This is a genomic window from Paraburkholderia hospita, assembly GCF_002902965.1.
In the GTDB taxonomy this organism is placed as follows: Bacteria; Pseudomonadota; Gammaproteobacteria; order Burkholderiales; family Burkholderiaceae; genus Paraburkholderia; species Paraburkholderia hospita.
Window position 1 is genome coordinate 1272484 of record NZ_CP026106.1, and the last position, 25755, is coordinate 1298238.

General features: G+C 60.8%; 24 protein-coding genes. 16 read left to right on the top strand and 8 right to left on the bottom strand.

The annotated features are described in order from the left end of the window. Positions 1 to 403: 403 nt before the first annotated feature. The 5 genes from C2L64_RS24120 (at position 404) to C2L64_RS24140 (ending at position 3791) form a co-directional block, all read left to right on the top strand. Positions 404 to 982, top strand: a complete 579-nt coding sequence (locus tag C2L64_RS24120) for an RNA polymerase sigma factor (protein ID WP_009770677.1) — start codon at positions 404 to 406, stop codon at positions 980 to 982. Positions 983 to 998: 16 nt separating this feature from the next. Then, complete coding sequence (locus C2L64_RS24125; RefSeq protein WP_007747469.1) at positions 999 to 1313, top strand: hypothetical protein; 315 nt, start codon at positions 999 to 1001, stop codon at positions 1311 to 1313. Next, complete coding sequence (locus C2L64_RS24130) at positions 1310 to 1606, top strand: 4Fe-4S dicluster domain-containing protein (RefSeq protein WP_009770678.1); 297 nt, start codon at positions 1310 to 1312, stop codon at positions 1604 to 1606. Before C2L64_RS24125 ends, C2L64_RS24130 begins: the two co-directional genes overlap by 4 nt. A 34-nt stretch (positions 1607 to 1640) precedes the next feature. Beyond that, positions 1641 to 1886 (top strand): hypothetical protein, encoded by a 246-nt coding sequence (locus tag C2L64_RS24135; RefSeq protein WP_039902392.1) that lies wholly within the window; start codon positions 1641 to 1643, stop codon positions 1884 to 1886. Positions 1887 to 1979: 93 nt separating this feature from the next. Continuing rightward, complete coding sequence (locus C2L64_RS24140) at positions 1980 to 3791, top strand: ABC transporter transmembrane domain-containing protein (RefSeq protein WP_009770680.1); 1812 nt, start codon at positions 1980 to 1982, stop codon at positions 3789 to 3791. A 155-nt stretch (positions 3792 to 3946) separates the two neighbouring features. Here the strand turns inward: C2L64_RS24140 and C2L64_RS24145 are convergent, their stop codons facing one another. From C2L64_RS24145 to C2L64_RS24155, 3 genes are all read right to left on the bottom strand, one after another. Next, entirely contained in the window at positions 3947 to 5689 is a 1743-nt protein-coding gene (locus tag C2L64_RS24145) for a PHA/PHB synthase family protein (protein WP_009770681.1), read from the bottom strand. A gap of 15 nt (positions 5690 to 5704) precedes the next feature. After that, positions 5705 to 6175: a MaoC family dehydratase gene (locus tag C2L64_RS24150; RefSeq protein WP_035537291.1), complete on the bottom strand. Its 471-nt coding sequence runs from the start codon at positions 6173 to 6175 to the stop codon at positions 5705 to 5707. A 277-nt stretch (positions 6176 to 6452) separates the two neighbouring features. Next, positions 6453 to 7454: an AraC family transcriptional regulator gene (locus C2L64_RS24155; RefSeq protein ID WP_009770683.1), complete on the bottom strand. Its 1002-nt coding sequence runs from the start codon at positions 7452 to 7454 to the stop codon at positions 6453 to 6455. A 206-nt stretch (positions 7455 to 7660) separates the two neighbouring features. Between C2L64_RS24155 and C2L64_RS24160 the strand changes: the two genes are divergently transcribed. The 9 genes from C2L64_RS24160 (at position 7661) to C2L64_RS24200 (ending at position 16399) form a co-directional block, all read left to right on the top strand. Then, positions 7661 to 8716 carry a BKACE family enzyme gene (locus C2L64_RS24160; RefSeq protein ID WP_007747446.1) on the top strand — a complete coding sequence of 352 codons (1056 nt, stop codon included), beginning with the start codon at positions 7661 to 7663 and terminating at the stop codon, positions 8714 to 8716. A gap of 152 nt (positions 8717 to 8868) precedes the next feature. Then, positions 8869 to 10188 (top strand): MFS transporter, encoded by a 1320-nt coding sequence (locus tag C2L64_RS24165; RefSeq protein ID WP_009770684.1) that lies wholly within the window; start codon positions 8869 to 8871, stop codon positions 10186 to 10188. 76 nt (positions 10189 to 10264) lie between these two features. Next, positions 10265 to 11245: a quinone oxidoreductase family protein gene (locus C2L64_RS24170; RefSeq protein ID WP_007747443.1), complete on the top strand. Its 981-nt coding sequence runs from the start codon at positions 10265 to 10267 to the stop codon at positions 11243 to 11245. Between the two features lie 10 nt (positions 11246 to 11255). After that, positions 11256 to 12104 (top strand): TauD/TfdA dioxygenase family protein, encoded by an 849-nt coding sequence (locus C2L64_RS24175; protein ID WP_007747441.1) that lies wholly within the window; start codon positions 11256 to 11258, stop codon positions 12102 to 12104. A 19-nt stretch (positions 12105 to 12123) separates the two neighbouring features. Then, positions 12124 to 12684: an RBBP9/YdeN family alpha/beta hydrolase gene (locus C2L64_RS24180; protein ID WP_007747438.1), complete on the top strand. Its 561-nt coding sequence runs from the start codon at positions 12124 to 12126 to the stop codon at positions 12682 to 12684. 39 nt (positions 12685 to 12723) lie between these two features. Further along, positions 12724 to 13134: a Rieske (2Fe-2S) protein gene (locus tag C2L64_RS24185; protein ID WP_007747435.1), complete on the top strand. Its 411-nt coding sequence runs from the start codon at positions 12724 to 12726 to the stop codon at positions 13132 to 13134. Continuing rightward, positions 13122 to 14750, top strand: coding sequence for a 3-(methylthio)propionyl-CoA ligase (locus tag C2L64_RS24190; RefSeq protein WP_009770685.1), 1629 nt, complete (start codon positions 13122 to 13124; stop codon positions 14748 to 14750). Before C2L64_RS24185 ends, C2L64_RS24190 begins: the two co-directional genes overlap by 13 nt. An 83-nt stretch (positions 14751 to 14833) precedes the next feature. Then, entirely contained in the window at positions 14834 to 15979 is a 1146-nt protein-coding gene (locus tag C2L64_RS24195) for a porin (RefSeq protein ID WP_007747429.1), read from the top strand. Positions 15980 to 16009: 30 nt separating this feature from the next. Beyond that, on the top strand, positions 16010 to 16399 hold the full coding sequence (locus C2L64_RS24200; protein WP_007747426.1) for a BON domain-containing protein: 390 nt from the start codon (positions 16010 to 16012) through the stop codon (positions 16397 to 16399). 161 nt (positions 16400 to 16560) lie between these two features. On the opposite strand, the gene C2L64_RS24205 is transcribed toward C2L64_RS24200, so the two are convergent. Together C2L64_RS24205 and C2L64_RS24210 are read right to left on the bottom strand one after the other, a co-directional pair. Next, complete coding sequence (locus tag C2L64_RS24205) at positions 16561 to 18411, bottom strand: sensor domain-containing diguanylate cyclase (RefSeq protein ID WP_009770688.1); 1851 nt, start codon at positions 18409 to 18411, stop codon at positions 16561 to 16563. Between the two features lie 36 nt (positions 18412 to 18447). Then, on the bottom strand, positions 18448 to 20043 hold the full coding sequence (locus C2L64_RS24210; RefSeq protein ID WP_039902396.1) for an EAL domain-containing protein: 1596 nt from the start codon (positions 20041 to 20043) through the stop codon (positions 18448 to 18450). Between the two features lie 366 nt (positions 20044 to 20409). Here C2L64_RS24210 and C2L64_RS24215 point away from each other — a divergent pair, with 366 nt between their 5' ends. Together C2L64_RS24215 and C2L64_RS24220 are read left to right on the top strand one after the other, a co-directional pair. Further along, a complete protein-coding gene (locus C2L64_RS24215) occupies positions 20410 to 20835 on the top strand; it encodes a hypothetical protein (protein WP_081498953.1) in 426 nt (141 codons plus the stop codon). 481 nt (positions 20836 to 21316) lie between these two features. After that, complete coding sequence (locus tag C2L64_RS24220; RefSeq protein WP_007733925.1) at positions 21317 to 21595, top strand: hypothetical protein; 279 nt, start codon at positions 21317 to 21319, stop codon at positions 21593 to 21595. A 560-nt stretch (positions 21596 to 22155) separates the two neighbouring features. Here the strand turns inward: C2L64_RS24220 and C2L64_RS24225 are convergent. From C2L64_RS24225 to C2L64_RS24235, 3 genes are all read right to left on the bottom strand, one after another. After that, positions 22156 to 23037 (bottom strand): hypothetical protein, encoded by an 882-nt coding sequence (locus C2L64_RS24225; RefSeq protein WP_039902429.1) that lies wholly within the window; start codon positions 23035 to 23037, stop codon positions 22156 to 22158. Positions 23038 to 23180: 143 nt separating this feature from the next. Next, positions 23181 to 24098, bottom strand: a complete 918-nt coding sequence (locus C2L64_RS24230) for a DUF2950 domain-containing protein (RefSeq protein WP_009770692.1) — start codon at positions 24096 to 24098, stop codon at positions 23181 to 23183. 12 nt (positions 24099 to 24110) lie between these two features. Further along, positions 24111 to 25433 (bottom strand): DUF3300 domain-containing protein, encoded by a 1323-nt coding sequence (locus C2L64_RS24235; RefSeq protein ID WP_009770693.1) that lies wholly within the window; start codon positions 25431 to 25433, stop codon positions 24111 to 24113. Positions 25434 to 25755 lie beyond the last annotated feature (322 nt).

The following is a 25755-nucleotide window of genomic DNA, read 5'->3' on the forward strand; positions in this document are numbered from 1 at the left end:
AGACCAGTTGGACTGCGCTTGCCGCGGGCGTCTTGGGCGATGCCGCGTGGCGGGCAACACAACGCATCATAGTGCGATTCTGTGAGATGTGAGAAACGGTTGGCGGGATGCAGGTTGAGCGCTGCATTGGATGTTTTGTGTGACGATAGGCGGTGAATTTTTACGTCCCGTCCAGAGCGTCGCTGTTCGACCATCCCCGGCACGTTGACGTCTTATCAGACTCACCAACGGGCGAATTGATGTCGATGACTTGCCTCCAGAAATCCCTCGGCCTTTGCTTGCGAAAGCCTTCCGTTCAGGCATGGACTAGCCCAACACGGGCTCACGCGCGCTCGCTAGACAAAATTTCGCGAGTCAGTCACTCGCCTCACAATATTTTTCTTCGCGGATCGTCATCACGGGTATGGAACCGCCAAACGCCCCGAGCACGATGACCGAGCAGGACCGCGAAATCGCCGATGCGGTCGCCCGCGAGCGTCCAAGGCTGCGCAATTTCATCCGCCGCCGCGTCATCGATCAGGACGAAGCCGACGACATCCTTCAGGACGTTTTCGAAGAACTCGTCGAGGCCTGGCGGCTGCCGGACCCCGTTGAGCAGGTCGGCGCGTGGCTGTTTCGCGTCGCGAGAAACCGGATCATCGACCGCTTCCGCAAGAAGAAGGAAGCGCCGCTACCCGATGCCGCCGATGGTGAAGAAGCTGACGACGAATACCGCCTGGACCTGACGCTGCCCTCGGCCGACGCCGGACCCGAGGCCGCTTACGCACGCGCGGCGCTGCTCGACACACTGCGCACCGCGCTCGACGAGTTGCCCGCGAACCAGCGTGAGGTGTTCATCGCTCACGAACTGGACGGCCGCAGCTTCAAGGAGATGGCGGCCGCGACGGGCGTCGGCATCAACACGCTGCTCGCGCGCAAGCGCTACGCGGTGCTGCATCTGCGCGAGCGCCTGCGATCGTCCTATGACGGCTTCGAGATATGAACCCAAGGAGAATGGAATGAAACTCCGCCGCAAAATTTTCGCCAAGGCGCTGTTGCTCGTGCTGATCATTGCGCTGCTCGGCTGGATCGTCATGAGGCTATGGAACTGGATCATCCCGACCCTCGTCATCGATGCGCATGCGATCGACTATCCGCGCGCGATCGGTCTGCTCGTGCTGTGCCGGATTCTTTTCGGCGGATTCCGGGGACATGGCGGCTGCTACAAAGCCCGGCAATGGCGTCACTGGCAACAGATGACGCAGCAAGAGCGTGAGCGGCTGCGCAACGACCCAACGTCGGCTTCGCGCCAGAACGAGGGAGCGGGCACATGACACGCAATGCCACTTCGGCCTGCAAACAGCCGCCCGGCGTGATCGTCCCAAAGGTCGATTTCGCGCGCTGCGAAGGCAAGGCGGATTGCGCGGTTGTCTGCCCTGAAAACGTATTCGACATCCGCCGCATCGATGCCACCGACTACCAGACGCTCCGTCCATTACAACGGTTCAAGCTGCGCGTGCATGGGATGAAGGTCGCCTACGCGCCGCGTGCGGATGCGTGCCGCGCATGCGGGCATTGTGTGTCGGCGTGTCCGGAGCACGCCATCACGCTCGTCAGGATGCGCTGAACAGCCGTTCCACATCAAGGTTGAGACAATGACCATGCTCAGTCCACATGAACTGGCTACGCTGATGCTCGTGCGCAGCGCACCCGATCAGATCGACACGACGCGTGTCGAACTCGATACCCTGCTGGATTACCGGCTCATCTCTATCGAGCCGCGCGTTGGCGGATGGCGTCGTCCGATGCTGACGCCCGCCGGCGTGCATCTGCTGGAAGCCGCCGCGCGCCTCGAACGAAAACGCTATGGTGACGCGCCGACGACGGAAGACGACAATCTGCTGTAGCCACAGAGACGAACCGACGACAAACCGCGCCGCGAACGTTCCAATTGACGGGCTGACATAATCCACCTGTCGTCCATCCACCCAGAAATCTCCATGCCCGATACCGCCGCGCGCACACTACGTGTCGCTCCGCTTTTTGCCCTGCTGCCGTTCTTGCGTCCTTATGCGAAGCGCTGGGCGCTCGCGTTCCTGGCGCTCCTGACGTCGGCGGGCGCGACGCTGGCGCTGCCCGTCGCGTTCAAGTACCTGATCGACCGTGGCTTCGCGAGCGGCGACCGCACGCATATCGATCGCTATTTCATCGCGCTGTTCATCGTCTCGCTGATTCTCGCCGCCGCGACGGCGCTGCGCTTCTATTGGGTGTCATGGCTCGGCGAACGGGTCACGGCCGATTTGCGGCGTGCCGTCTACGACCACGTAATGCGCATGAGCCCGCAGTTCTTCGAGACCACGCAGACGGGCGAGGTGCTGTCGCGGCTCACCACCGACACGACGCTGATCCAGACCGTGGTTGGCACGAGCCTGTCGCTCGGACTGCGCAATGTGCTGCTGGCTGTCGGTGGCATTGCGATGCTGGTCACGACGAGCCCGGTGCTGTCCGGCTACATCATCGCGACGCTGGTCGTAGTGGTCGCGCCCATCGTGATCTTCGGGCGGCGCGTGCGGCGGCTTTCGCGCGCGAGCCAGGACAAGATCGCGAACGCCAGCGCGCTGGCGGGTGAAGTGCTCAATGCAATGCCGACCGTGCAGTCGTACACGCAGGAGACCTATGAGGCGAAGCGCTTCGGTAGCGCTGTCGAACTGGCCTTCGACACAGCACTCACTCGCATTCGTGCGCGCGCGTCGCTGACGGCGGTGGTGATCGTGTTCGTCTTCGCCGCCGTCGTGTTCGTGCTCTGGCTGGGCGCGCAGGCGGTACTCGCTGGACAGATGACAGCGGGCCAGCTGTCGCAGTTCATCCTTTATGCGGTTTTCACGGCGGGTGCGGTGGGAGCCGTCGCCGAAGTGTGGGGCGATCTGCAGCGGGCTGCCGGCGCAACGGAACGGCTACTGCAACTACTGGCCGCGCGTTCGCCAGTGGAGGAGGCCGGGACGACCGTGCCGCTGCCCGCGCATGGAGACGGTATCCGTTTTCACGATGTCAGCTTCTCTTATCCGTCGCGTCCCGGCATCGCCGCGCTCTCCGGCTTCTCGCTCGATGTGCGTCCGGGTGAGCATGTCGCGCTGGTCGGGCCGTCTGGCGCGGGAAAGACAACGCTGTTTCAACTGCTCTTGCGCTTTTACGAACCGCAGTCCGGCGACATACTGATCAACGGCGTGTCGACGAATCAGGTCTCGCTCGCTTCATTGCGCAAGGCGATTGGTGTCGTGTTGCAGGAATCGGTGATCTTTTCGGGCAGCGTGCTCGACAACATCCGCTACGGGATGCCCGACGCAACACTCGCTCAAGTGCAGCGCGCCGCCGAGATGGCGGCTGCCGCCGGCTTTATCGCGGAACTGCCGCAAGGTTATGACACGTTCCTGGGGGAGCGCGGTGTGCGGCTGTCGGGCGGTCAGCGTCAGCGCCTTGCGATTGCGCGCGCGATTCTCAAGAACCCGCCCATCCTGCTGCTCGACGAAGCGACCAGCGCGCTCGATGCCGCGAGCGAACGGCTCGTGCAAACGGCGCTGGACAACGCCGCGCTGAACCGCACTACGCTTGTCATCGCGCATCGTCTTGCTACTGTGCAGCAAGCGGACCGCATCGTTGTTCTGGACCAGGGCCGCATTGTCGCGCAAGGTCGTCACACAGAGCTTCTGCAGAGTTCGCCGCTTTATGCGCAGCTTGCGGCACTGCAGTTTGGCGAACTGCACGGGAAGAGTGTGGAGCGTGACGTCTTGCGCGCTCACGTTGGATTTCAGTGAGCCGGTCAGGCGGACTTGCGCAGTTGTCGGCTGCAACCGGCCGCGAACCGTTCTGCATCCTGATCGTCGCAAGTACACCAGCATAGCGGGACGCGTTTGACTGCGACGTCCCGCTCACTTCATGCAATCGTCCCCGTAGGCGGGGCGCGACGACACTAGTCCGCCCGCACCTTCACATACCGGCCAGGCGCCGGTTCGATCGGCCGGTGTTTCGTACTGCCCAGCCGCGTGCGCGCTTTCACCTGCTCGCCCGCATGCTGCTTCAGCCACACGATCCAATGGTTCCACCAGCTACCCGGCTGTTCTTCGGCGGACTCCAGCCATGCTCCGGCGTTGCTGGCAGACTCGTCGCTCGTCCAATAGCTGCGCTTGTTCTTCGAAGCAGGATTGATGACGCCAGCGATATGCCCGCTAGCGCCCAGCACGAATTCGACCTTACCGCCCAACAGTTGTGTCGAGCGCCACGCAGATTGCCATGGAACGATGTGATCCTCCTGCGTTGCAAGCAGATAGCCCGGCATGTCGATGTGCTTGAGATCGACGGGCGTGCCGCACATCGTGAGCTTGCCGGGCACGCGGAGATTGTTCTCGAGATACATGTTACGCAGATACCAGCTATACATCGGCCCGGGAAGATTCGTCGTGTCCGCGTTCCAGTACAGCAGATCGAATGCGGCCGGCGTTTTGCCTTTCAGGTAGTTGTTCACGACGTACGGCCAGATCAGATCGTTCGCGCGTAGCGTTTGAAAGGTGAAGCCGAGCTCACGTCCGGGATACAGCCCACCGCGGCCGATCGACTGCTCGCGCATCGAGACACCCGCTTCGTCGACGAATACGCCGAGGTCGCCCGGTTCGCTGAAGTCGAGCAACGCTGTCAGCAAGGTCACACTGGATACCGACTCGTCGCCATTGGCACGCATCACCGCGAGTGCGGACGACAGCATCGTACCGCCGACGCACCAGCCCAATGCATTGACCTTATCGGCGCGACTGATGGCGCGCGTCACTTCGATGGCCGTCATCACGCCATGTTCGAGGTAATCGTCCCAACTGGTATGAGCCTTCTGTGTGTCCGCATTGCGCCAGGACACCATGAACACGGTGAGACCCTGTTCATTGGCAAAGCGCACAAAGGAGTTCTGAGGCTGCAGGTCCAGAATGTAGAACTTGTTGATGCAAGGCGGGACGATCACGAGCGGGCGCTGCGCGACCGTTGGCGTGAGCGGTGCGTACTGGATCAGCTGGAACAGATCATTCTCGAATACCACCGACCCTTCGGACACCGCGACGCTGCGGCCCACTTCGAACGCGCTCTGATCGGTGATCGAAATGGTGCCTTGCTTCATATCCTCCAGCAGATGCGTGAGGCCCGCCAGCAAACTGCTACCGCTGGTTTCGAGCGCACGCCGGATCACTTCGGGATTGGTTGCAGCAAAATTCGAAGGACTCGCCAGGTCGATGAACTGCCGCATGTAAAAACGGAGTTTCTGTTTTTCCTTCTCATTCAACGCGCTCGCCTCGGTCATGTCTTCGAGCATCTGGGCGTTGATCAGATAGTTTTCCTTCAGAAAGCCAAACCAGCCATTTCCGGACCATTCTTCGGCATGAAAGCGCCGGTCGCCACGCGTTGGCTCCACTACCGGATTCACGCCCGGCTTTGCGCCGAGCACGCGAGTCAAGGCGCTGTTCCAAAGCCCTGCTTGCTGTTGCCAGTATCGGGTGCTGGCACGCATCATGATGTTTCGAGCGCCGGATGCGACGGGATGGATCTCGTTGCCGTCGGTGTCCAATACGGTCATGTCGGGACCGTCGGTTAGCGGCAGTCCTCGCCAGAAATTGAAGCTGGCATCGAGCCAGCCTGTAGCGAACTCATCCGGCATGCTAAATAACATCTTCATATCAAGTCCCGACCATTACCTTTTATTCGCTGAAAGATCCGTGGATGTCTTGCTCAGCTCGTCGCGCGAAGTGGGCATGACGAGCGCGTCGCCTTCTATCACGACCTTGCCGCCGACCGTGCAGATCGTCGACATCACCACGCGGCGTTTCTCCGGAATCAGTTCCTTGATGGTCACTTCTGCGTGCACCGTATCGCCTGGGCGTACGGGGGCTTTGAAGCGAAGGTTCTGCCCAAGATAGACAGTGCCCGGACCCGGCAGCCGGCCGGCAATGGTCGCGGAGATGATGCTCGCCGTGAGCATCCCGTGCGCGATGCGCCCCTTGAAGGGCGTCGTCTGCGCGAATTGCTCGTTGATGTGAACCGCGTTCATGTCGCCCGACGCACCAGCGAACAACAGAATGTCGGCCTCCGTGATGGTCTTGGCAAAGCTGGCGCTCATACCAGGCTGCAGGTCTTCGTAGTCGTAACCGTTCAGTTCGTTCATGCGTTTTTCCAGTTGCCGGCGTGCATTCCCCACTTTCATCGTGTCTCGCACGTTATGGATCTGCATCGTTCGGTTAGTCCGAGCGGTTTGTCGTGCCTGATATCGTACTGTCAGGGTCCGTCGATGCCCGTGTCCAAACCTGCCGTTGCAGTGACAAAGCAGGCCATGCTGGCCATCAGGGCAATGCGGGATCGTCGCGCACTGGCGTGCGCCAGTGCGTCGAGATCAATGCTCCGGGTGGAAACCGACGCGGGTGATGACCGGGTCGGCGGTATCGTCATTTCAATCGGCTGTTTCGCCAGTCACGCGGCGTCACACGAAATTGCGAAGTGAACCACTTCGTGAACGAGCCTTGTTGCGAGTAGCCCAGCAGTGCTGAGACCCGGCCGATCGGATAGCGTGGATTGCTCATATAGCGCACGGCCAGTTCGCGCCGGACTTCCTCGACCAGCGTCGAGAAGCTGGTCTCCGCCGATTCGAGCTGACGCTGCATGGTGCGTACGCTCAGACCCAGCTGCCGCGAAACCAGCTCGACCGTGGCTTGCTCGAGCGGTAGCAGCAAATAAATCGCCTTGCGCACTTCGAGCGCAGCCGAGTCGGCACTCGCCGCGTTCATTGGCGTGGCGAGGCTTTCGGCGTATCGCACCAGTTCTGGATCAGCGGCAGGATTCGGGTAGTCGAGATCGGCCGCTGCACAGACGAAGCCGTTGAAGTCGCTTCCGAACTGCAGTGCACAGCCGAAGAACCGTCGATGAAACGTCAGGTCGGCAGGTCCGGCGTGAGTGAAATGGACAGTGCGCGGCTTCCAGTGGTCGCCGAGCAGGGCGCTGGCATGGCGTGCGAGCACGGCGACCGCCAGCTCGATCGCCTGCTTTGTCGGGGTGCCCGGTTCGACGACGAGTTCCTCCCTGATGGTGACCGTGTCGCCCGCGTTCTCGACGTAGACCGCCAGCGCTTCGTTGAGCAGATGCCGGTATTCGGCTGCGGCGAGCAGCACCTCGCGCAATGTGCGTTTGTGGGCGAGCAGGATATTGACCACGCCAGTCCCGAACTTCTGACGGGTTTCCGCCATTTGCAGGGCGAAGGTCGGGCAAGACGCCATATCGGCCGTCAGTTCGATGAGCCGGCAGCATGCGGTGGCCGGAACCCGATCGTCGGGATTGGCGAGCGCTGCCGCATCGATCCCGAACTGCTGCACGAGCTCGAACGGGTTCAGTCCGAGCCGCCGTGCCACATCGAAATAGCCGCCCATCGCCACCGACCGCAACATCGTTTCCATCGCTACTCCCGCTTGAACGTGTGGGCCGCCAACTCGCGCCAGCTACAGGCTAGGTGTTTTCACGGAGTGGCATGCAACGCTAAAACAATGGCGCCCAATCACAAAAGTGTAGCGCGTGATTCCCGTACTGTGCGGATATCGGTTCTGGTGTTTTCGCTGATGCGACGCGCCACCGGAACATCCTCACCCCACACCGGAGACAAAAGATGCAGTTTCTCGACGATTCGCTCCACCCGGAGAACCAGGACAAGGTTGTCATCACCACCGCGCCGTACGGTCCGGAATGGATGCCGGCTGACTTCCCGGAAGACATTCCGGTGACGATGGACCAGCAGGTCCAGAAGGCCGTCGACTGCTACAACGCTGGCGCCACGGTGCTTCACCTGCACGTGCGCGAACTGGACGGCAAGGGCTCGAAGCGCCTGTCCAAGTTCAACGAACTGATCGCGGGTGTGCGCGCCGCCGTGCCCGACATGATTATCCAGGTGGGCGGTTCGATATCGTTTGCACCGGAAAACGACGGACAGGCCGCGAAGTGGCTCTCCGACGATACGCGTCACATGCTGGCCGATCTCGACCCGAAGCCGGACCAGGTGACGGTCGCGATCAACACGACGCAGATGAACATCATGGAGCTGCTCTATCCGGAGTACCTGGCAGGCACCTCGCTGTCCAATCCGGCGTTCATGGCCGCGTACAGCGAAATGACCGTGCCTGCGGGTCCGGCATGGGTCGAGGAACATCTGCGCCGCCTGCAGGCCTCGGGCATTCAGCCGCACTTCCAGCTCACGGGCATCCACGCGCTCGAAACGCTGGAGCGCCTCGTGCGCAAGGGCGTCTACAAGGGGCCGCTGAACCTGACATGGATCGGCATCGGCGGCGGCTTCGACGGCCCGAACCCGTTCAATTTCTTCAATTTCGTGCATCGCGCGCCGGACGGCTGCACGCTGACTGCTGAGTCGTTGCTCAAGAACGTGTTGCCGTTCAACATGATGGCAATGTCGATGGGTCTGCATCCTCGCTGCGGTATCGAAGACACGATCATCGATCAGCACGGCAATCGCTTCACGTCGGTGCAGCAGATCGAGCAGTGCGTGCGCGTCGCGCGCGAACTCGGGCGCGAAATTGCCACCGGCAAGGAAGCACGCGAGATCTACCGCATCGGCGTGCAGTACGAGACGGCCGATGAGACGCTCGCGGCCAACGGCATGGCGCCGAACCGCGAGACGGGCGTCAGGAACCTGCCGCTGCGCGCGGCGTGATGGTGGGCGTGCAGTCCAGGCGGTAGTTGTCGCCGGTTTCAAAGGCGGGACTCCCCGGTTAGCGCCGGGGAGCGAGTTGCGATATCCATAAGCGGTCGCTGTGCCCTGAGGGCAAAGACGGCCGCTATCAAGCGGGACGAAGGAGACACATCATGCTCATGCAGCATGCCGAACCCACGGCGGGCAATGTACCCGTCACACAAGCGGACGTGCGCGGCTATGCATGGATCGTATTTGCCCTGACGGTCGGGCTGTTGCTCTCCGACTACATGTCGCGGCAGGTGTTGAACGCCGTGTTTCCGCTGCTCAAGGCCACATGGGGCCTTTCCGATACCCGGCTGGGTTCGCTGAGCAGCGTGGTCGCGCTGATGGTCGGCGTGCTCACCTTTCCGCTGTCGGTGCTTGCCGATCGCTGGGGGCGCGTGAAGAGCATCGTCCTGATGGCGGCGATGTGGAGTCTCGCGACGCTGGGCTGCGCGATCTCGACGAACTATGGCGAGATGCTGCTGGCGCGGGCGTTCGTCGGTATCGGCGAAGCTGCCTACGGCAGTGTCGGGATCGCAGTGGTCCTGAGCATTTTCCCCGCACGGCTGCGCTCCACGCTGACGGGCGCGTTCATGGCGGGCGGGGCGTTCGGCTCAGTGCTGGGCATGGCACTGGGCGGCGCGGTCGCGGCCCAGATGGGCTGGCGTATGGCGTTTGGCGCGATGGCGGCACTGGGGATCGTGCTGGTGATCGTCTACCGGCTCGTCGTTACCGAACAGCGTCTCGCGCTGCTGCAGCCGGCAAGCCTGAACAAGGCGGAAGGGCTCGGTGTGCGGATGAGCCTGCGCGCGCTGATGAAGGGGCTGTTCTCGACGAAGTCCGTCGTGTGCGCTTATGTCGGCAGCGGTATCCATCTGCTGGTTCCCGCCGCTGTGTGGGCGTGGATGCCGAGCTTTCTGAATCGCTACTACGGCATGCCCATCGGCAAGGCCGCGACGAGCGCGGCAGTGTTCGTGCTGGTGACGGGCGTTGGCATGGTGGTGTGCGGCAGTCTCGCCGACCGGCTCAGCAAGAATGGACGCGAACGCAAGTGGAGCGCTGCTATCGCCTTCTGCCTGGCGTCCTTCACGCTGCTCGCGATTGGCTTTCGCATGCCAGCGGGTCCGTTGCAACTGATGGTGATCGGCGTTGGCATGTTCTTCTGCGCAGGGGCGAGCGGCCCGTCGGGTGCGATGGTGGCCAACCTCACGCCGCCGTCGATACATGCATCGGCGTTTGCGACCCTGACGCTCGCGAACAACCTGCTGGGTCTGGCACCCGCTGCCGTGCTCACAGGCGTCATTGCCGACCGGCTCGGACTGCTCGGCGCATTGCAACTCGTGCCGTTTGCACCGCTCATCGCAGCTATCGCGTTCTTTATCGGCAAGCGGAACTACGCGAGCGATCTCGATCGCCTGAATACGCTGCGCGAAGAGGCCGCACACTGATTGATCCATGGCAACGCGTGCGTTACGCCGCGGGCCAAAACTAATTCGCAGTTGAGTAATGGATAGGAGATTCAACATGGCAAAGGCAGTGCGCTTCCATGAAACGGGTGGTCCCGAAGTCTTGCGCTACGAGGACGTTGAAGTGGGCGATCCCGGCCCAGGGCAGGTCCGCCTGCGTCACGAGGCAGTCGGCCTGAATTTCGCCGACACGTATTTCCGCAGCGGCCTCTACCCGGTCCCACTGCCTGCAGGCATGGGCGTCGAGGCGGCGGGCGTGGTCGAATCGATTGGCCCGGGTGTGACGAACGTCGCGGTGGGCGATCGCGTGACTTACACGGGTTTCGTCAATACGCTCGGCGCCTATAGCACCGAACGCCTGGTTCCAGCGGGTCCGCTCATCAAGCTGCCCGATGCGATCTCCAGCGAAACGGCTGCTGGCATGACCATGCGCGGCCTGACCGCGTCGTATCTGATGCGCCGTATCCATGACTTCAAGGCGGGCGACGTCATTCTGCTGCATGCCGCTGCGGGTGGCGTTGGGCTGATCGTGTCGCAATGGGCGAAGCTGCTGGGTCTGACCGTGATCGGCACGGTTTCGACGGAAGCCAAGGGCGAGATTGCCCGCGCGCATGGCTGCGACCACGTCGTCTACTACGGCCGGGAGAACGTTGCGAAGCGCGTGCGTGAACTGACGGATGGCGTCGGCGTGAACGTGGTGTTCGACAGCGTCGGCAAGGATACCTTTGAGGCTTCACTCGATTCGCTCAAGCGTCGCGGTCTGATGGTCTGCGTAGGCACGGCGTCGGGTCCGATCCCGCCGTTCAATCCGCAGATGCTGGCGGTGAAAGGCTCGCTGTATATGACTCGCCCGGCGCTGGCCGACTATATCGCCGACCCCGTCGAAAAGAACGAACTGGCAGGCGAAATCTTCGGGCATATCGCCGCGGGCCGCATCAAGATCGAGCTCAACCAGCGCTACGCGCTCGAGGATGCGGCGCAAGCGCACCGCGACCTGGAAGCGCGCAAGACGACCGGCTCATCGGTCTTCGTCATCTGAGGAACATGCCATGCAAGTCGAACCCTTGACGTGTACGATCGGCGCCGAACTGACGGGCGTGCATCTCGCCGATGCGATCCACGATGACGGCCTGTTTGCGGAAATCCGTGCGGCGCTGCTGAAACACCGCGTGGTGTTCCTGCGCGACCAGGAGATCACGCGCACCGAGCATGTTGCGTTTGCGCGCCGGTTCGGAGAACTGGAAGATCATCCCGTCGCAGGCAGCGATCCGGATCATCCGGGCCTCGTGCGCATCTACAAGAATCCGGACCAGCCCAACGACCGCTACGAAAACGCTTGGCACGCCGACGCCACCTGGCGGGAAGCGCCGCAGTTCGGCGCGGTGCTGCGTTGCGTGGAGTGTCCGCCCGTGGGCGGCGACACGATGTGGGCGAATATGGTCCTCGCCTACGAGAACCTGCCGGAGCACATCAAGACGCAAATCGCGGACTTGCGTGCCCGCCACAGTATCGAGGCGAGTTTCGGCGCCGCGATGCCCATCGAGAAACGCCTCGCACTGAAGGCGCAATTCCCGGACGCGGAGCACCCGGTGGTGCGCACGCACCCTGAAACAGGCGAGAAGGTGTTGTTCGTGAATGCTTTCACCACGCATTTCACCAACTATCACACGCCGGCACGAGTGCGCTTCGGGCAGGACGCGAATCCGGGTGCGGGCGATCTGCTGCGCTATCTGGTCAGCCAGGCTTACCTACCCGAGTACCAGGTGCGCTGGCGCTGGAAGCCGAACAGCATCGCGATATGGGACAACCGCAGCACGCAACACTATGCGGTGATGGACTACGCGCCGTGCCATCGCAAGATGGAGCGCGCCGGGATTATCGGCGACAAGCCGTATTGATGGGAAAGGCAACGTCGTCATGACTCTCGGTATCACACCCACCATTCTGATCGTGCCGGGCTTGCGCGATCACGTCGCCGGGCATTGGCAAACGCTGCTGGAGCAGACGTTGCCGAACGCGGCTTCCGTGCCGCCGCTCGAATACGACGGGCTCAGTTGCGCGGCGCGTGTCGCGGCACTCGATGCGGCGCTCGCGAAAATCGACGGCCCGGTGATTCTGGTGGCGCATAGCGCGGGCGTGATGATCACGGTGCATTGGGCGAGGCAGCACGACCGCAAGATTCACGGTGCGCTGCTCGCAGCGCCTGCCGACCTCGAAACGCCGCTGCCGGCTGGCTATCCGACTTTCGATGCGCTCGCAGTGAATGGCTGGCATCCCATTCCGCGCGAACGGCTGCCGTTTCCGAGCATCGTGGGCGCGAGCCGCAACGATCCGCTCGGGAAGTTCGAGCGTGTGGAAGCGATGGCGCATGACTGGGGCAGCCGTCTCGTCGATCTCGGCGAAGTCGGTCACCTCAATCCCGCTGCGGGCTTTGGCGAATGGCCGATGGCGACGACGCTGATCCGCGAGTTGCTCTGAGCTGACTGTTACCTCATTTGGCAAGAAAAGGAGCCTGCGATGTCACGTCAGGTAGGGATCGGTGTTGCCGGCGAAATCGAACCGGGCCAGCGCAAGCGGGTATTCGTCGACGGTCGATGCATCGTGGTTTTCAACGTCGATGGTGCGATTTACGCGATCGACGACTCGTGCCCGCACAACGGCGCGTCGCTCGGGAATGGTCAGCTGGAAGGGTGCGTACTGCGCTGTCCCGCACACGGCCTGCGTTTCGATCTGCGCACGGGATGCACGCCCGGAACGGGCGGCTTGAGCCTCATCAGGTTCGCCGTTGAGACAGTCGATTCGAAGCTGGTCCTGAATCTCGACGAACAGAACACAGTGCTGACGAACGTGACAGGCGGCAATGCAGCAGGACAACCGGAAGCGCGGCAGTGCGCGACCAGACAGGAGAAGCAACAATGCAAGGTTTGATGATGCAGCAGCCGCTGCTGGTCGCGTCGCTGCTCACGCATGCGGAACGTCATCACGGTGGGCAGGAAATCGTGTCGCGACGCGTCGAAGGGGATATTCACCGCTATTCGTACCGGGACCTCGCGCAACGCGCACGCGGCATGGCCAATGCGCTTGCCGCCCTCGGCATCGAGCAAGGCGAGCGGGTAGGGACGCTCGCATGGAATGGCTACCGCCATATGGAGCTTTACTTTGCCGTGTCGGGTTCCGGCGCCGTGTTGCATACGCTCAACCCACGGCTGCATGTCGATCAGCTCGCGTACATCATCGAGCACGCGCAGGATCGCATCGTGTTCTTCGACCTCACGTTCCTGCCGTTGATCGAGAGCGTCGCGTCGCGCGTGAAAAGCCCGAAGATTTTCGTCGCGATGACCGATCGGGCGCACATGCCGACAACGCATGGCCTGTCCTCGATGCTGATGTGCTATGAGGATCTCATCGATCTTCACCATGATGTATTCGAATGGCCGCTGCTCGACGAAAACAGCGCCTCGTCGCTGTGCTACACGTCGGGCACCACGGGCAATCCGAAGGGCGTGCTGTACAGCCACCGCTCGACCGTGCTGCACACCTATGCGGCAGCGTTGCCCGATTCGCTCAACTGTTCGGCGCGCGATGCAATTCTCCCCGTCGTGCCGATGTTCCATGTGAACGCATGGGGATTGCCGTATATCGCGTGTATGGTCGGCGCAAAGCTGGTGTTTCCGGGGCCGGCGCTCGACGGTAAATCCCTCTACGAACTGATCGAAGCAGAGCAGGTCACCTTGTCGGCGGGTGTGCCGACGGTCTGGCAGGGACTGCTCGCACACGTCGACGCGATCAAGGGTGCGTTCTCGCATATGAGGCGCACGATCGTCGGCGGCGCAGCGTGTCCGACTGCGATGACGGCCGCATTCAGGGAGTCTCATCGCGTCGAGGTCCTGCACGCCTGGGGAATGACGGAATTGAGCCCGGTCGGCACGGTCTGTAGTCTCAAGGCGCATCAGCTTTCGCTGCCTGTCAGCGAGCGTTACGCGGTCCAGGCGAAGCAGGGGCGCGGGGTGTTCGGCATCGACATGAAGATCGTCGATGCGGATGGCAACGCGTTGCCGTGGGACGGCATTGCGGCGGGCGATCTGCTGGTGCGCGGTCCGTGGGTCGCGAGGGAGTACTTTGGCAGCGAAGGCCAGTCGCCGCTGCGCGACGGCTGGTTTCCGACGGGCGACATCGCAAGGATCGACGCTGATGGTTTCATGCAGATCACCGATCGCAGCAAGGACGTCATCAAGTCGGGCGGAGAATGGATCAGTTCGACCGACATCGAAAACGTCGCGTGCCTGCACCCCGACGTGACGACTGCCGTCTGCATTGCCGCGCGGCATGCGAAGTGGGACGAACGGCCGTTGCTGCTGATCGTGAAGAAGCCGGGAAGCGGGCTGGACGCGAACGGAGTGCTGGCTTTCCTCGACGGACGCATTGCCCGATGGTGGAAACCCGACGCCGTGGTGTTCGTCGATACCGTTCCTATCGGCGCAACCGGCAAGGTGCTCAAGAACCAGTTGAGAGATCAATTCGGCGACTACTACCTGACGGCCTGACACGCGAACCTGAGAGGCACGCGTTCATTTGATCAAACAACGACCGGGAACATCCCGGCACTTATAGAACCAGAGGAGACAAGATGAAACTGAAGTTATGCTGCGCTGCTGCGCTGGCGATTTTCGCCACGGTGGCCCATGCGCAATCGTCGGTCACGCTGTATGGCGTCATCGACACCGGGATGCTGTATCAGAGCACGTCGGCGGCAACGTTCCAGCCGCATGCGCCTAACCTCGGCCACGTTTACCAGCTCAAGGACGGCGGTATCTACGCCAGCTTCTGGGGGCTCAAGGGAAGCGAGGATATCGGCGGCGGCTACAAGATCAACTTCAAGCTGCAGGGCGTATTCAACTCCACGAACGGCAAGTTCGGTCTCGCCGATACGCCCGGCACGACCGCGATCTTCAACCAGTTTGCGACGGTCGGGGTATCCGGGCCATTCGGAACATTCGACGCCGGACGGCAGATCATCCCGATGATCTACGCGATGGCCGAAACCGACGTGCGCGGCGCGCAGTATTTCGGCAGTATCCTGACTGCATGGCTTGGCATCAATCAGGCGGCCGGCTGGCCCGGCACCAGCACCAACGCGCCGATCGGCGCCCTGTATGACAGCAATGCGCTCGTCTACAACTCGCCGAAATTTTATGGTGCTTCGCTTGCACTCGAGTACGCGCCGGGCGGCGTCGCGGGTCAGTTCCAGGGCGGTACGCGTGAATCCGCCGTGCTCAAATATTCGAACTACGGTCTGAATCTGTCTGCCGTGTACTACAACGGACACGATACCAATCCGTTCCCGCTGACGTATCCGGCCGCTCCCGCCGTGCCCGCGACAGGTCTCGCCAACAACCGTTTCTACTATTTTGGCGCGATGTACACGATCAGCGGGTTTTCGATATCCGCGTCTTACGGCATCGGCAAGAATCCGGCAAAAAGCAATACTGCCGATTTCGAAATGATATCGGGCGGCCTTGGCTACCAGTTCAACCCTAGCTTCAAGGTTACGTCCGGCTACTACTACCTGAAGGACCGGAACAATTCAGCGAACCACTCGAGCGAATTCGCAGTGGGCGCGGAATACAACCTGTCCAAACGGACCAAGGCCTACGCGCAGGTCGGCTATGTCGACAACAAGGGGACCATGAACCAGACGATCATCTACGGCGCGCCGGTTGCGCCGGGAGAGTCCACCACTGCGGCAATGGTCGGCATTCGCCATGCGTTCTGAGTTCACCACGAAGATCAACGGGAGTATTCGATGAAAGACAATCACATAGTTGAACTGGCCGTCGCGCTATTGTTCGTCGCAGCGTCCATGAATGCATGGCCCCAGTCGGGTCAGCCAGCAAGTGGGCCTGCCAGTGTACCGGGCGCATCCGCGATGACGGCGTCCGGCGCAGCCGCACCGGCTACCGGAAGGAAAGCAGATAGAGCGCTGCGTCGGAAAGTGTATGCGGCCATTGGAAAGCAAAAGGAGATCAGTGCCGGGGATATCGGCGTCACCGCGAAAGACGGCGCGATAACGTTGTATGGCTCGGTTACCGATGCATCGCAGATCGACAAGGTCGTGGAGCTCGCGAAAGGCGTTCCGGGCGTGACTTCGGTGACTAACAAACTGGCTGTGAAGAAGCCTCTCGGCGGGATGTAGGCGGTCTTGGTCGGTGGCGGTGACGATGTGTGAGTCGGAGTAGCGGGCCGCAATCGTAACTAAAGTCCTCTTCGCCTCTTGCTTCAAGCCGAGCCGTTTGAAACAGGCGGATAAAAGGCTTTCGCGATCGACGTTTCCGGTTCCGGGCAGAGGCGCAGAAACTACCGTTCATTCAAGGGCGAGGTTGTGTCAGGCACCCAGATCTGAACACAGTTGCGTCCGTGATTCTTGGCTGCGTACAACGCTGCGTCGGCGCGTTCCTGTGTTGCGCTGAGATCGCTTTCTTTCTCATCGTACAGGGCGATGCCGATGCTGAGCGTTTGCGAAACCGTAGCTCCGGATTCGAGCGATATAGGCGTGTCCTGCACGGCGATACGAATGCGTTCGGCGATCGTTCGCGCCTGTTCGAGATCGGTATCCAGCAGGATCGCGGCAAATTCTTCGCCTCCAAGCCTGGCCGCCAGATCGTCTTCGCGAAGTGCATTCTCGAACGACCGGGCGGTCACCTGAAGCACGCGATCGCCGGCCGCATGTCCCCACGTGTCGTTGACGCGTTTGAAGAAATCCAGGTCCAATGCCAGAACGGATAGCGGCCGGTGATGACGTCGCGCGTGTTCGACTGCTTTTTCGGCTGCCTTTGCGAAATACCGGCGATTGGCGAGCCCGGTCAGCGCATCGAAGTCGGCTTCTGTCCGAAGTTGTTTAAGCAATTGATGTTGATGGGTGATATCCACCAGTGTGACGAGTAGTGAATCCGGTTCATCTCCTTTATCACCTGTTCGAAGCCGGGTGCAATGCACGAGCATGTGCCGGATTCCGTCACGCGTGAGAAGAGGAACGGGCTCGTCCGTAACGACTTCACGCACTCGCGTCCAACTGCCGGCGTCGACAAAGAGCCGGGAAAACGGTTGGCCCTTACCGGCTACGGCGCCAAACAGCGCAAGCAGCGCTTCATTGGCCAGCACGATATTCTCCGTTTTGATGTCGACGATCGTGACGGGTGTCGGCATGTTTTGCACGATGGTCAATACCGTGCCCGCAAATCCCTCGATTCGATCGTGCAGGCGGTGCTCACGCTGGATAAGCAGCACGCCGCCCGCCAACATCAGAAGGAGCAGGGTAGTCCCGGCGAGATTGATGTACATGCTGTTCCGCAGACTGTCGCGGTAGCCGCTGACGGCGTAACCGACGTCCAGTGTCCAGTAACCGGCGGCCGGTCCCAACACTATCCTGCGCGTCGCGACGAGGCGCTCGGTCGGGTCAAAACTCCAGCGCGCATAGTGAGTGCCCGGGATTGGTCCTTGGCGAGCAGCATTGTCTTCAACGAGTTCATGCCCGATTGCCAATCCGGAATAGCGGGGATAGCGCGCGATAACACGATGCTCGCTGTCGCTCAATATGATCGCGGTGCCATTCACCAGCTTCACGCCTTCGAGCAGGTGCTGTTCGAGGGGAATCAGATAGACCGCGATGGCATCGAATTTCCCCGCCCGGTTGCGATGGCCTTCTGCTACGACCAGCGCGCCGCTTTGCCTCCACACAACAGGTAGCCAGAGATGGGTAGCGGGGGCGGCGCGTACCGTGTCCAGGATGGTAGTGAAGTTCGATATTTCGTTGCGGATGCCGGTGCGAGATCCAGCGATAAGGCGCGCACTCCCGTCAAACACGGCAATCGACGCATCGCCTAGCGACTCCTTTAGCGTGTCAGTTACATCGTGGAGAGATTTATCGGTGAGGTTGTCTGCGTCGATCAGGGTTCGCGTGACAGCCATCATCCCATTGAGATCCCGGAGGCGGTCTTCGACCAGCCGTTGGATAAGAGAAGTCTGTACATCCAGACGCTGTGCGGCCTGTTGATCGGCCGCCCGAAAGTCATGCAAGGACTGGTAGGTATTGACCACGATATTTGAAGCAACCAGCACGGCAAATACGGGCAACGCTTTCCGCAGCCACGACTTGCGCATGACGGGATTAAGCGACCAGCTAACAGTCGTGTTGAATGATCGCAGCATAGTTCGCCAAAGTCAGGGGCCCGCATTCACCGCATTTCAACGATCGTCGCACTGTTTCATCGGCTCAAGCTGCGTTCTGGGTTCGCCGAGCCAGGCGATGAGTTCCTTGCTGCGCATCGCCTTTGCGAACAGCCAGCCCTGTCCGTACTGCACGCCCCTCTCTACCAGATAGTCGACCTGGGCATCGTGCTCCACGCCCTCCGCCAGTATTTCCACTCCTAGCTCGTGTGCCATCCTGATGATATGAGGCGCGACGATGCTCGATGCCGCATCCTGTGCAATGGTGTCGATAAACGACTTGTCTATTTTGAGGACGTCGATTTTGAAGGTTTGCAGGTACGACAGGCTGGAATATCCGGTTCCGAAGTCGTCGATATACACCGGGTGACCGGCACGTCTGAACGCCGCTATTGTATGTCGCGTCGTGTCGGCGTCCAGGAAGATGCGCTCCGTCAATTCGATTCTGATCTGCGCGGGACGGATATCTGTTCCTCTCAGTCGAGCGGTGAGAACATCCAGGAAGCGACTCGTTTGCAAATCTTCACTGCTCACGTTGATGGAAACGTAGAACGACGGGCGCGAACGCAGGAGTGTCGTTAGTTCGTCAATCGTTTTGTCCAGTACGAGATCCGTCAATGGCTGAATAAGGCCGTTTTGCTCGGCCACTGCAACGAAGATTTCGGGCGAGATGTTACGGCCGTTCAACTTCCATCGGACCAGCGCTTCGACGCCGACGCATTCGCCGTCCACGAGCCTGACGATGGGCTGAAAACACACGTCGATCCGCTTGTGTGCAATTGCCCATTCGAGCGTCGACGGGAAGGAGAGTTGTCGTGAGATCTTCCTGAACGAAAGCCAGCCGAACAGGCCACCCACGACAACGCCAATCGAGAGCCACATGCCAAGCAATCCCGTCCAGTTGCCGAGCAGGCTACGACGCGGGGATTTGACTACCACGGCGAGAGGCAGGGTTGCCGAACGGCCAATCGCATAGTGCCACTGGTCGCTGCTGACGTTTCCCGCCTGCTTCCAGGCGTTGAGCATATCGGCCGAATCTGCACCGGTCGACAACGCCAGAAGCGCGTTGGTGTCGCTGCTGAACACGGCGATCGGCCTTCGGGCAGGATCGATCAGATCGACGTAAGACTGGCTGTCGATCGAAACGTAATTGCCGTTACGACCCACCTGAATATCCTGGCGCGCGTTGCTGAGCGGGTTTTTATGCCTGTACCAGATCAGAAAGCCATCGTTGCTGCGCCGGTCAGGCTCAGGCATCGTCAGATGACGTGCCCGTACGTCGCCTAAAAGCGGTGAACACAAATATTGGCCGCCGCCGTAAGCGCCCGCGTCCTGCACGTATCGGTAGTTGAAGATCACACGGGCAAGTTGCGCGATGTGGGCGGACGAGCAGGGCGCGCCGGGCGTCGCCTCCATGTCGGCGATGGCGGCCAGTGCCTGATAGGAAACGAGCTCCGCACGCATGACGGCTTTCGCTGCGAATTCCCGCAGATCATCCTGTTCCCGACGCTCGGCGTCTTCTTCCGCGATATAGACGCTGGTCAATACTGGCGCAAGGGAAGCAAGGCAGCCAAGCGCGATGGAAGCCGAAACGATCGACAGTCGCTTGATCATCTGGCAAGTCCTGTTGTGGACAACCGCGGAGGAGAACGCGCATGACACGCTGCCGTCCGATCGCGATCGAACGCGCGGCATCATGATGTCAGCGTAAATCATAGTATCTGACGCTATTTTTTCAATGCATCCATACCTGTGCCGTTTCGAAGAAACACGTTCGGTACGCTGAATTCATTGACTGTCGCACCCCGTGGTATTGGAGTGGCTCGCGCTATTTTCAATGCAACTGCATCGTGCATCCGCTACACGGATGGGTTTGCGAAAACCTCCGATCCCCGTCGGCAATCTGCGGGAGAAGACTATGCTTTACTTGCGGGTGAAGCCGTCTGAATGTCGATGTCAAGTCAGTCCAGGGGAACTACGATGACTCTGTGGAGCAAACGGCAATTTCACGCGGTCCTGGGAATTGTCATTCGAACCAGGTCCGGAAAAAGCGGATGTCTAACCGTAAAGTGCGCCCTGCTCATCAGCATCTGCGCGTGCTTGTTGCCGTTGGCGGGATGTCCATATTACGCGGTGCCAGCCGGAGCCGTCGTCACGACACCAGCCAGTTTCGATCGGTCCTTCGCCGCTGCGTCCGGCGCAATGCATGACGAGGGTCTGGTCATCACTGTCCAGGATCCGGCCAGCGGCAACGTTGTCGGCACGTTCGAGGGCAGCACAGTGACGGCGAGCGTACGCCAGCAAGCTGATGGCAGCGTGGTCGTGCAGTTCAACTCGGTAGACGCGCGCGACCCCACACTGCTCAATCGCATCTCGCGCAGCTACGATCGGCGTATGGGGCGTTGAGCGTCTTTCCTCTGCGCGACGGGCCATGGAAATCTATAAATCATTCCTGCAATTTGCGAACTTATTATTCAATGCGAATTTTTCAATAATACAGTTTAGAAACCCTAAATGAGTTCAATCCTGTAAGATTTGACGTGCGCAGCACGATTCGCCGAAAGGAATGTCGGGAATAACTCGCGCGACGGTACACTAACCTCACCATTTGATAAGAAGTTGCAATCTGGTTCGCATTCGCGTTGTGGAGCCTTGTTAGATAAGTCACATCCGCTTGCGATAGCGCAAGATGTCGCCTATAACAGCCGACAGACCTTTACGTACTCGGTCCGAAGGCATATTTCTATTATCGAACGATTGTGCTTGCATCGCCTCTTTTCCCGCTATGCGTGCGCTTTCGTGCCATTTATTCACGTGCTGCCGCGTACTCTCAATACGCATGACGACAATCGCGTGAATCTGGATACCATAGACCGGAGAGAAGACTATGAAGATCATCAGACTCATATTGACTGGTGCGATTGTCACGTTCGCCTCGATTGCTACGGCACAAAACGAGGCTGCGTCTTCCCCGGCAGCCGCACCTTCGGCGCAGGGTGGCAGCAACGATGCGATCGTGAAGATGCGTCAGCAGGAAGCTGCCGCTAATCGCGCTTATGAAAAGAGGGTGGCGGCCGCGAAGAAGATCTATGACCACAAAAAGGCGGAGGCCAAGAAAGAGCGTGATGCAGCTATCGCCGCCGCGCGATATGGGACAAACCAATAACCAGCAGGCTTACATTTTTATATTTTGAAGTCCTTCAATATAGTCGTTGCATTGTCGCGAAAATATCGCGATACAGATTTTCAATCTGTATCGCGCGACCAAGGCGATCCACCCGGTGTATTCGAGGGTAGGCCAGAAAACCGTGTGTGGTACCGTCATTCGCGAGGTGCGGAATCCCGGCGTGCTGCAACGGAAATAACATGCTGCGAGGCGTATCAACCCATATCAACGCAGCTTGCGTCGAATGGGGAAGCCGACGCAAAAGGCCATCGCCGAGGCGCATCCAGACGACCCGGAATGCTGGGTCCCGTGTCGGGGTCGATGCGGCTCGAAGTGCAGGCCGCCATCGAGTTCGCGCGCAATACGGGCAAGGACGTCGTGATCGGCGCGCTGCCGGATATCGTCGCGATCACGGGGCAGGGCTGGTACGCGGATCGGTCTGCACGCGCCCGGGGTCGGTTTCTATCCGCCTGCCTGGCGCAGGGAGAGGTGCACGCATGCGGCAACGGTTGCTTCAATTGCTGCGTGAGCGAGTTGAGCGTAGCGTTGCCGGCGACACGCTACGGCGCGTCGGCACCGCCGGGATTCGACGAGGCGGGCGAAGGATCGGCAGTGCGCGGCACGCTCAATTGTCCTTCGGACGATGTGTCTTGCCCACCGTGTGGCGCCATGGTCCGAAGCAGGATGAAATCCCGTTCAGGATCGGGCATCGCGATGATCGCGTGCAAGGTCACTCTCGTCATCCAGCAAACATCCGATGCCGTTGCCTTCGACGGATTGGACGCGTAGAACGCATATCGCTCCATGTTCATCTCGTCGCCGTGCAGTTCCGCGATGAGCGTGCGCGAGAGTTGCTGATCGGCGGCTGCATACTGTTGTGGCGTTCCCGTTGCAACGGGCGCATTCGATGCCTCGATGACCAGCACCTTGAACAGCAGCGAGAAGTACAGGTCGACGTCGGAATCCGTCATCTCACGCAACGAGATGCGATTCATCACCGCGCGCATGTCGGACAGACCGAAGCAGTTGACGGGAACCAGTTCGTCGAGGAATCGGGTCAGCAATGTCACATACTTGAGCCGGTCCGAAGGCGTGAGATGGGTCAGCCCGTTCGACATGTATTGTTCACGCGCGGCCGGATCGAGAAAGATCTGATCGACCCGCCGTGTGTCGCCGTTGGTGCCCGTTGCGATGTCGGGGTCGTGCCGGATCTTCTCGACCCACGCGCGAATGATGTGAGCCTTGTTAGAGTTCGGATCGATGCCTGCCCTCAGTAGGAGGCTTTCCAGATCGACCTGCTGTGTATCCGTCGGAGCAGCGGAGAAGGTGGGATCGTCGGTCAGCGAGTCAAACCCGGGATCGCGGCGTATCGCGGCGCCAGCCAACGTCGTGGCCGCCAGTGCGAAGATCAGCAAGGCGATACAAGAGCCGGAATGTCTCATGTTGCCTCCCTGCATCGAGCCGCTTTACGCGTGTGTTAGCCCTGAAAGTCGGGATGAAAGAAGACGCGGGCTGTCTTGTCGTGAGTGTCCGTTTTTGTCACGGGCTTACGCGGCAGACCAATCGTATAGCCTGAGTCTTGACTTCAAGGCTGCACCTTCGCCCAGCCGGGTCCAGGATCGAACGAGGAAATCGCCTTCGCCTTCGCTGCGCTATCGGGGCCGAGATCGCGTTCATAGACCTGGCCCGCATGGCTGACCATGAAGCTCTTGATGCCCGTGTCCCCGTAGCGCACAGGCCACGCGAGCACGGCGAAGCCACCGAACAGCTTGCCATGCGCGACATAGTCGTAGGCACCACCCGGCGCATGCGGACCTTGCGACGTCAGCAGCTTGTAGTGGTAGCCGTGGTATCCGGCGTCCCCGGCATTGCGAGTGGTGGCCTGCATGAAAGCCGGGCCGAGCGGGCTAGGAGGCGCGTCGGGTTCTGTCGGCCAATACAGGCCGTCGTGCTTTCCCGGTGAACTCGACAGTTTCGACGCATACCTGAGCAGGCCGACGCCATCGTGATCGGTGAGGGCATATTCGCGCTGCGCGTCGTAGACCGCGAGCATCGTCTGAATGACAGCGAGTTCGTTTCGGCCGATGCGACGCAGGCGCATTTCCTCAACGCCCGCCTGCATATCGAAGTGCCACCCTTTCGCGCTCTTCGTGAGCGGAATGGGAAAAGTCCATCCGTCGTTGCCGACGGTAATACGGGCATGCTTGTCGCCCATCTGCTCGACCTGATGCGCCTTGGCCCATTCGTCGAGGAAGCGGCTGCGGATGTCGGCGCCGACGGGAGGAATCAGGTTGCGAAAGTCGCGTCCGAAGATGGATTGCAGTGTCGCCTCGTTGTTGTTCGTGACGGCTTCGCCGAATGCATTCATCGCGGCATCGGGCGTACTGAAGTCCTTCTCGGCGTGCGCCGCAGGCAATGCGCCAAAACACAGTACGCATCCCACGGCAAAGATGCGCACGATGCCCGTAAGCCGTCCCGAACCAAATCTTGAGGTGGATGTCATGCTCGTGTCTCCCTAGCGTCTTCCGCCGCCGCGCCCGCCGCCCCCACGCATGCCGCCGCCGCTTGGTCGGCTGAAGCCTGAGCCCTGCATGCTGGAGCGTCCCCGGTCATGGCTGCGTTGCGTGGCGCCGCCGGCGCCTACGCCCTGAAATGCGTTGTCGCGCCCGCCACTGACGCCGCCACCGCCGCCTGCTCGATCGCTGGCACGCGAAAAGTCGCTGGTGCCCGCGCGGTTCGACCCGCCGCCGACATTACCGCCAGCGGATCTGTCAGCGACACCCGCGCCACCCGCCCGATCGCCACCCCGATCGCCCATATTCGACCTGTCCGCGACGGATGCGCGATTGCCTGCGTTCCCCCGGTCGGCTGTATTGGCGCGTCCACCCGCGCCCGCGTCACGCCCGCGGAAATCATTGCGTCCCTCGGCGCCGCCGACATTGCGCGAATACTTGTCGCGGGTTGCATTGTCGCGGTACGCCACGCCCTGGCGATGGCTGCCGTCGTGCTGCCAGCGTCCACCCTCCACCTTGGTGCGGTCGAAGTTGCGATCGATGTTCGCGGCCTTGTTGACGTTGATGTTGACGTCGCCGCCGCCCCAGTTGCAGTTGCTGAAGATCGCGCCTGCCGCAGCGAGCCCGATTCCCCACGCGAATCCCGTCATCAGCGCCGCGCCCGGATAGTAGGCCGGATAGGGCGGCCAGTAGGTCGGCGGATAGGCGGGATAACTCCAGGCGCCATAGACCACCGTCGGGTTGTATGCGGGCACATAGATCACTTGCGGATTCGCAGGCTCGATCTTCACGATGGTTTGCCCACCCGCAGGTGCAGGCTCGACGACCACGTTCTGCTGTTCGTTCGACTTGAGATTGCCCGAGTCTTTCGCGCGGGCGCGCAGTCGCTGCACAGCGGCGAACACCTCCTTTTGCTGCGAAAGGAAAGCGTCGCCGAGCTTCTGGGTCCAATCGAGTTTGTCATTCATCGGCTCGAGAATTTGTGGGAACGCAACGAGCGATTTCACGCTGACATCCCACGGCTGGTTTTCGACGGCCTTCACGGCAGCGTCACCCTTGACGTTGGGATTGGCCTTGACCCAGCGTGCCGCGTGCACGATCTCCAGCGGATAGGTCGACGCCATCAAAACCTGCGACAGCACGGAATCGGGATACAGCGCGATCGGCGCGACCAGCGCCTCGATTTCTTCCGGCTTGAATGATTCGGCTGGCGCAGGCTGCGCGACCTGGGCTTCCTGGGCGCGCGCGGAGCCCACGCCGAGCGTCAGCACGACAAGCAGCCAAAGACATGTGGCTTTGGCCCGTCGTAGGTTCCACGAGGACATGGCCGCTCCTTCAGACTGGATGACAGGAACCTCGATGAATCGGTCCTGTTGCGACTGACGGCAGATTGCAGAATGGCTTGCGGGATATTACGGCGTCTTCTCAATATGATGTTAGAACATCTATCGGCGCTTGCGATGCAAATAGCCAGTGCTTTCGGCGCAGGGTAAGTCGGGTGGCGATGATTGATGACGGCTGCTAGAGTGCTTTTACATCTCTGCATTGTGACCGGCTCATTCTTCATCGCATTCAATCAGGAGCGGAGTGCAACGGCTCGCCTCTCGTGAACCCAGGTAGCTGCACGTTTTTAGCCTCGTACCGCAA

Excerpts from the sequence above, each read along its gene's own strand:
- C2L64_RS24145 (WP_009770681.1), bottom strand. The coding sequence starts at position 5,689 with ATGAAGATGTTATTTAGCATGCCGGATGAGTTCGCTACAGGCTGGCTC.
- C2L64_RS24150 (WP_035537291.1), bottom strand. The coding sequence starts at position 6,175 with ATGAACGAACTGAACGGTTACGACTACGAAGACCTGCAGCCTGGTATG.
- C2L64_RS24185 (WP_007747435.1), top strand. The coding sequence starts at position 12,724 with ATGTCACGTCAGGTAGGGATCGGTGTTGCCGGCGAAATCGAACCGGGC.
- C2L64_RS24210 (WP_039902396.1), bottom strand. The coding sequence starts at position 20,043 with ATGATCAAGCGACTGTCGATCGTTTCGGCTTCCATCGCGCTTGGCTGC.
- C2L64_RS24195 (WP_007747429.1), top strand. The coding sequence starts at position 14,834 with ATGAAACTGAAGTTATGCTGCGCTGCTGCGCTGGCGATTTTCGCCACG.
- C2L64_RS24180 (WP_007747438.1), top strand. The coding sequence starts at position 12,124 with ATGACTCTCGGTATCACACCCACCATTCTGATCGTGCCGGGCTTGCGC.
- C2L64_RS24170 (WP_007747443.1), top strand. The coding sequence starts at position 10,265 with ATGGCAAAGGCAGTGCGCTTCCATGAAACGGGTGGTCCCGAAGTCTTG.
- C2L64_RS24135 (WP_039902392.1), top strand. The coding sequence starts at position 1,641 with ATGCTCAGTCCACATGAACTGGCTACGCTGATGCTCGTGCGCAGCGCA.
- C2L64_RS24230 (WP_009770692.1), bottom strand. The coding sequence starts at position 24,098 with ATGACATCCACCTCAAGATTTGGTTCGGGACGGCTTACGGGCATCGTG.
- C2L64_RS24215 (WP_081498953.1), top strand. The coding sequence starts at position 20,410 with ATGACTCTGTGGAGCAAACGGCAATTTCACGCGGTCCTGGGAATTGTC.
- C2L64_RS24225 (WP_039902429.1), bottom strand. The coding sequence starts at position 23,037 with ATGAGACATTCCGGCTCTTGTATCGCCTTGCTGATCTTCGCACTGGCG.
- C2L64_RS24175 (WP_007747441.1), top strand. The coding sequence starts at position 11,256 with ATGCAAGTCGAACCCTTGACGTGTACGATCGGCGCCGAACTGACGGGC.
- C2L64_RS24120 (WP_009770677.1), top strand. The coding sequence starts at position 404 with ATGGAACCGCCAAACGCCCCGAGCACGATGACCGAGCAGGACCGCGAA.
- C2L64_RS24125 (WP_007747469.1), top strand. The coding sequence starts at position 999 with ATGAAACTCCGCCGCAAAATTTTCGCCAAGGCGCTGTTGCTCGTGCTG.
- C2L64_RS24205 (WP_009770688.1), bottom strand. The coding sequence starts at position 18,411 with ATGCTGCGATCATTCAACACGACTGTTAGCTGGTCGCTTAATCCCGTC.
- C2L64_RS24160 (WP_007747446.1), top strand. The coding sequence starts at position 7,661 with ATGCAGTTTCTCGACGATTCGCTCCACCCGGAGAACCAGGACAAGGTT.
- C2L64_RS24235 (WP_009770693.1), bottom strand. The coding sequence starts at position 25,433 with ATGTCCTCGTGGAACCTACGACGGGCCAAAGCCACATGTCTTTGGCTG.
- C2L64_RS24130 (WP_009770678.1), top strand. The coding sequence starts at position 1,310 with ATGACACGCAATGCCACTTCGGCCTGCAAACAGCCGCCCGGCGTGATC.
- C2L64_RS24140 (WP_009770680.1), top strand. The coding sequence starts at position 1,980 with ATGCCCGATACCGCCGCGCGCACACTACGTGTCGCTCCGCTTTTTGCC.
- C2L64_RS24200 (WP_007747426.1), top strand. The coding sequence starts at position 16,010 with ATGAAAGACAATCACATAGTTGAACTGGCCGTCGCGCTATTGTTCGTC.
- C2L64_RS24165 (WP_009770684.1), top strand. The coding sequence starts at position 8,869 with ATGCTCATGCAGCATGCCGAACCCACGGCGGGCAATGTACCCGTCACA.
- C2L64_RS24155 (WP_009770683.1), bottom strand. The coding sequence starts at position 7,454 with ATGGAAACGATGTTGCGGTCGGTGGCGATGGGCGGCTATTTCGATGTG.
- C2L64_RS24190 (WP_009770685.1), top strand. The coding sequence starts at position 13,122 with ATGCAAGGTTTGATGATGCAGCAGCCGCTGCTGGTCGCGTCGCTGCTC.
- C2L64_RS24220 (WP_007733925.1), top strand. The coding sequence starts at position 21,317 with ATGAAGATCATCAGACTCATATTGACTGGTGCGATTGTCACGTTCGCC.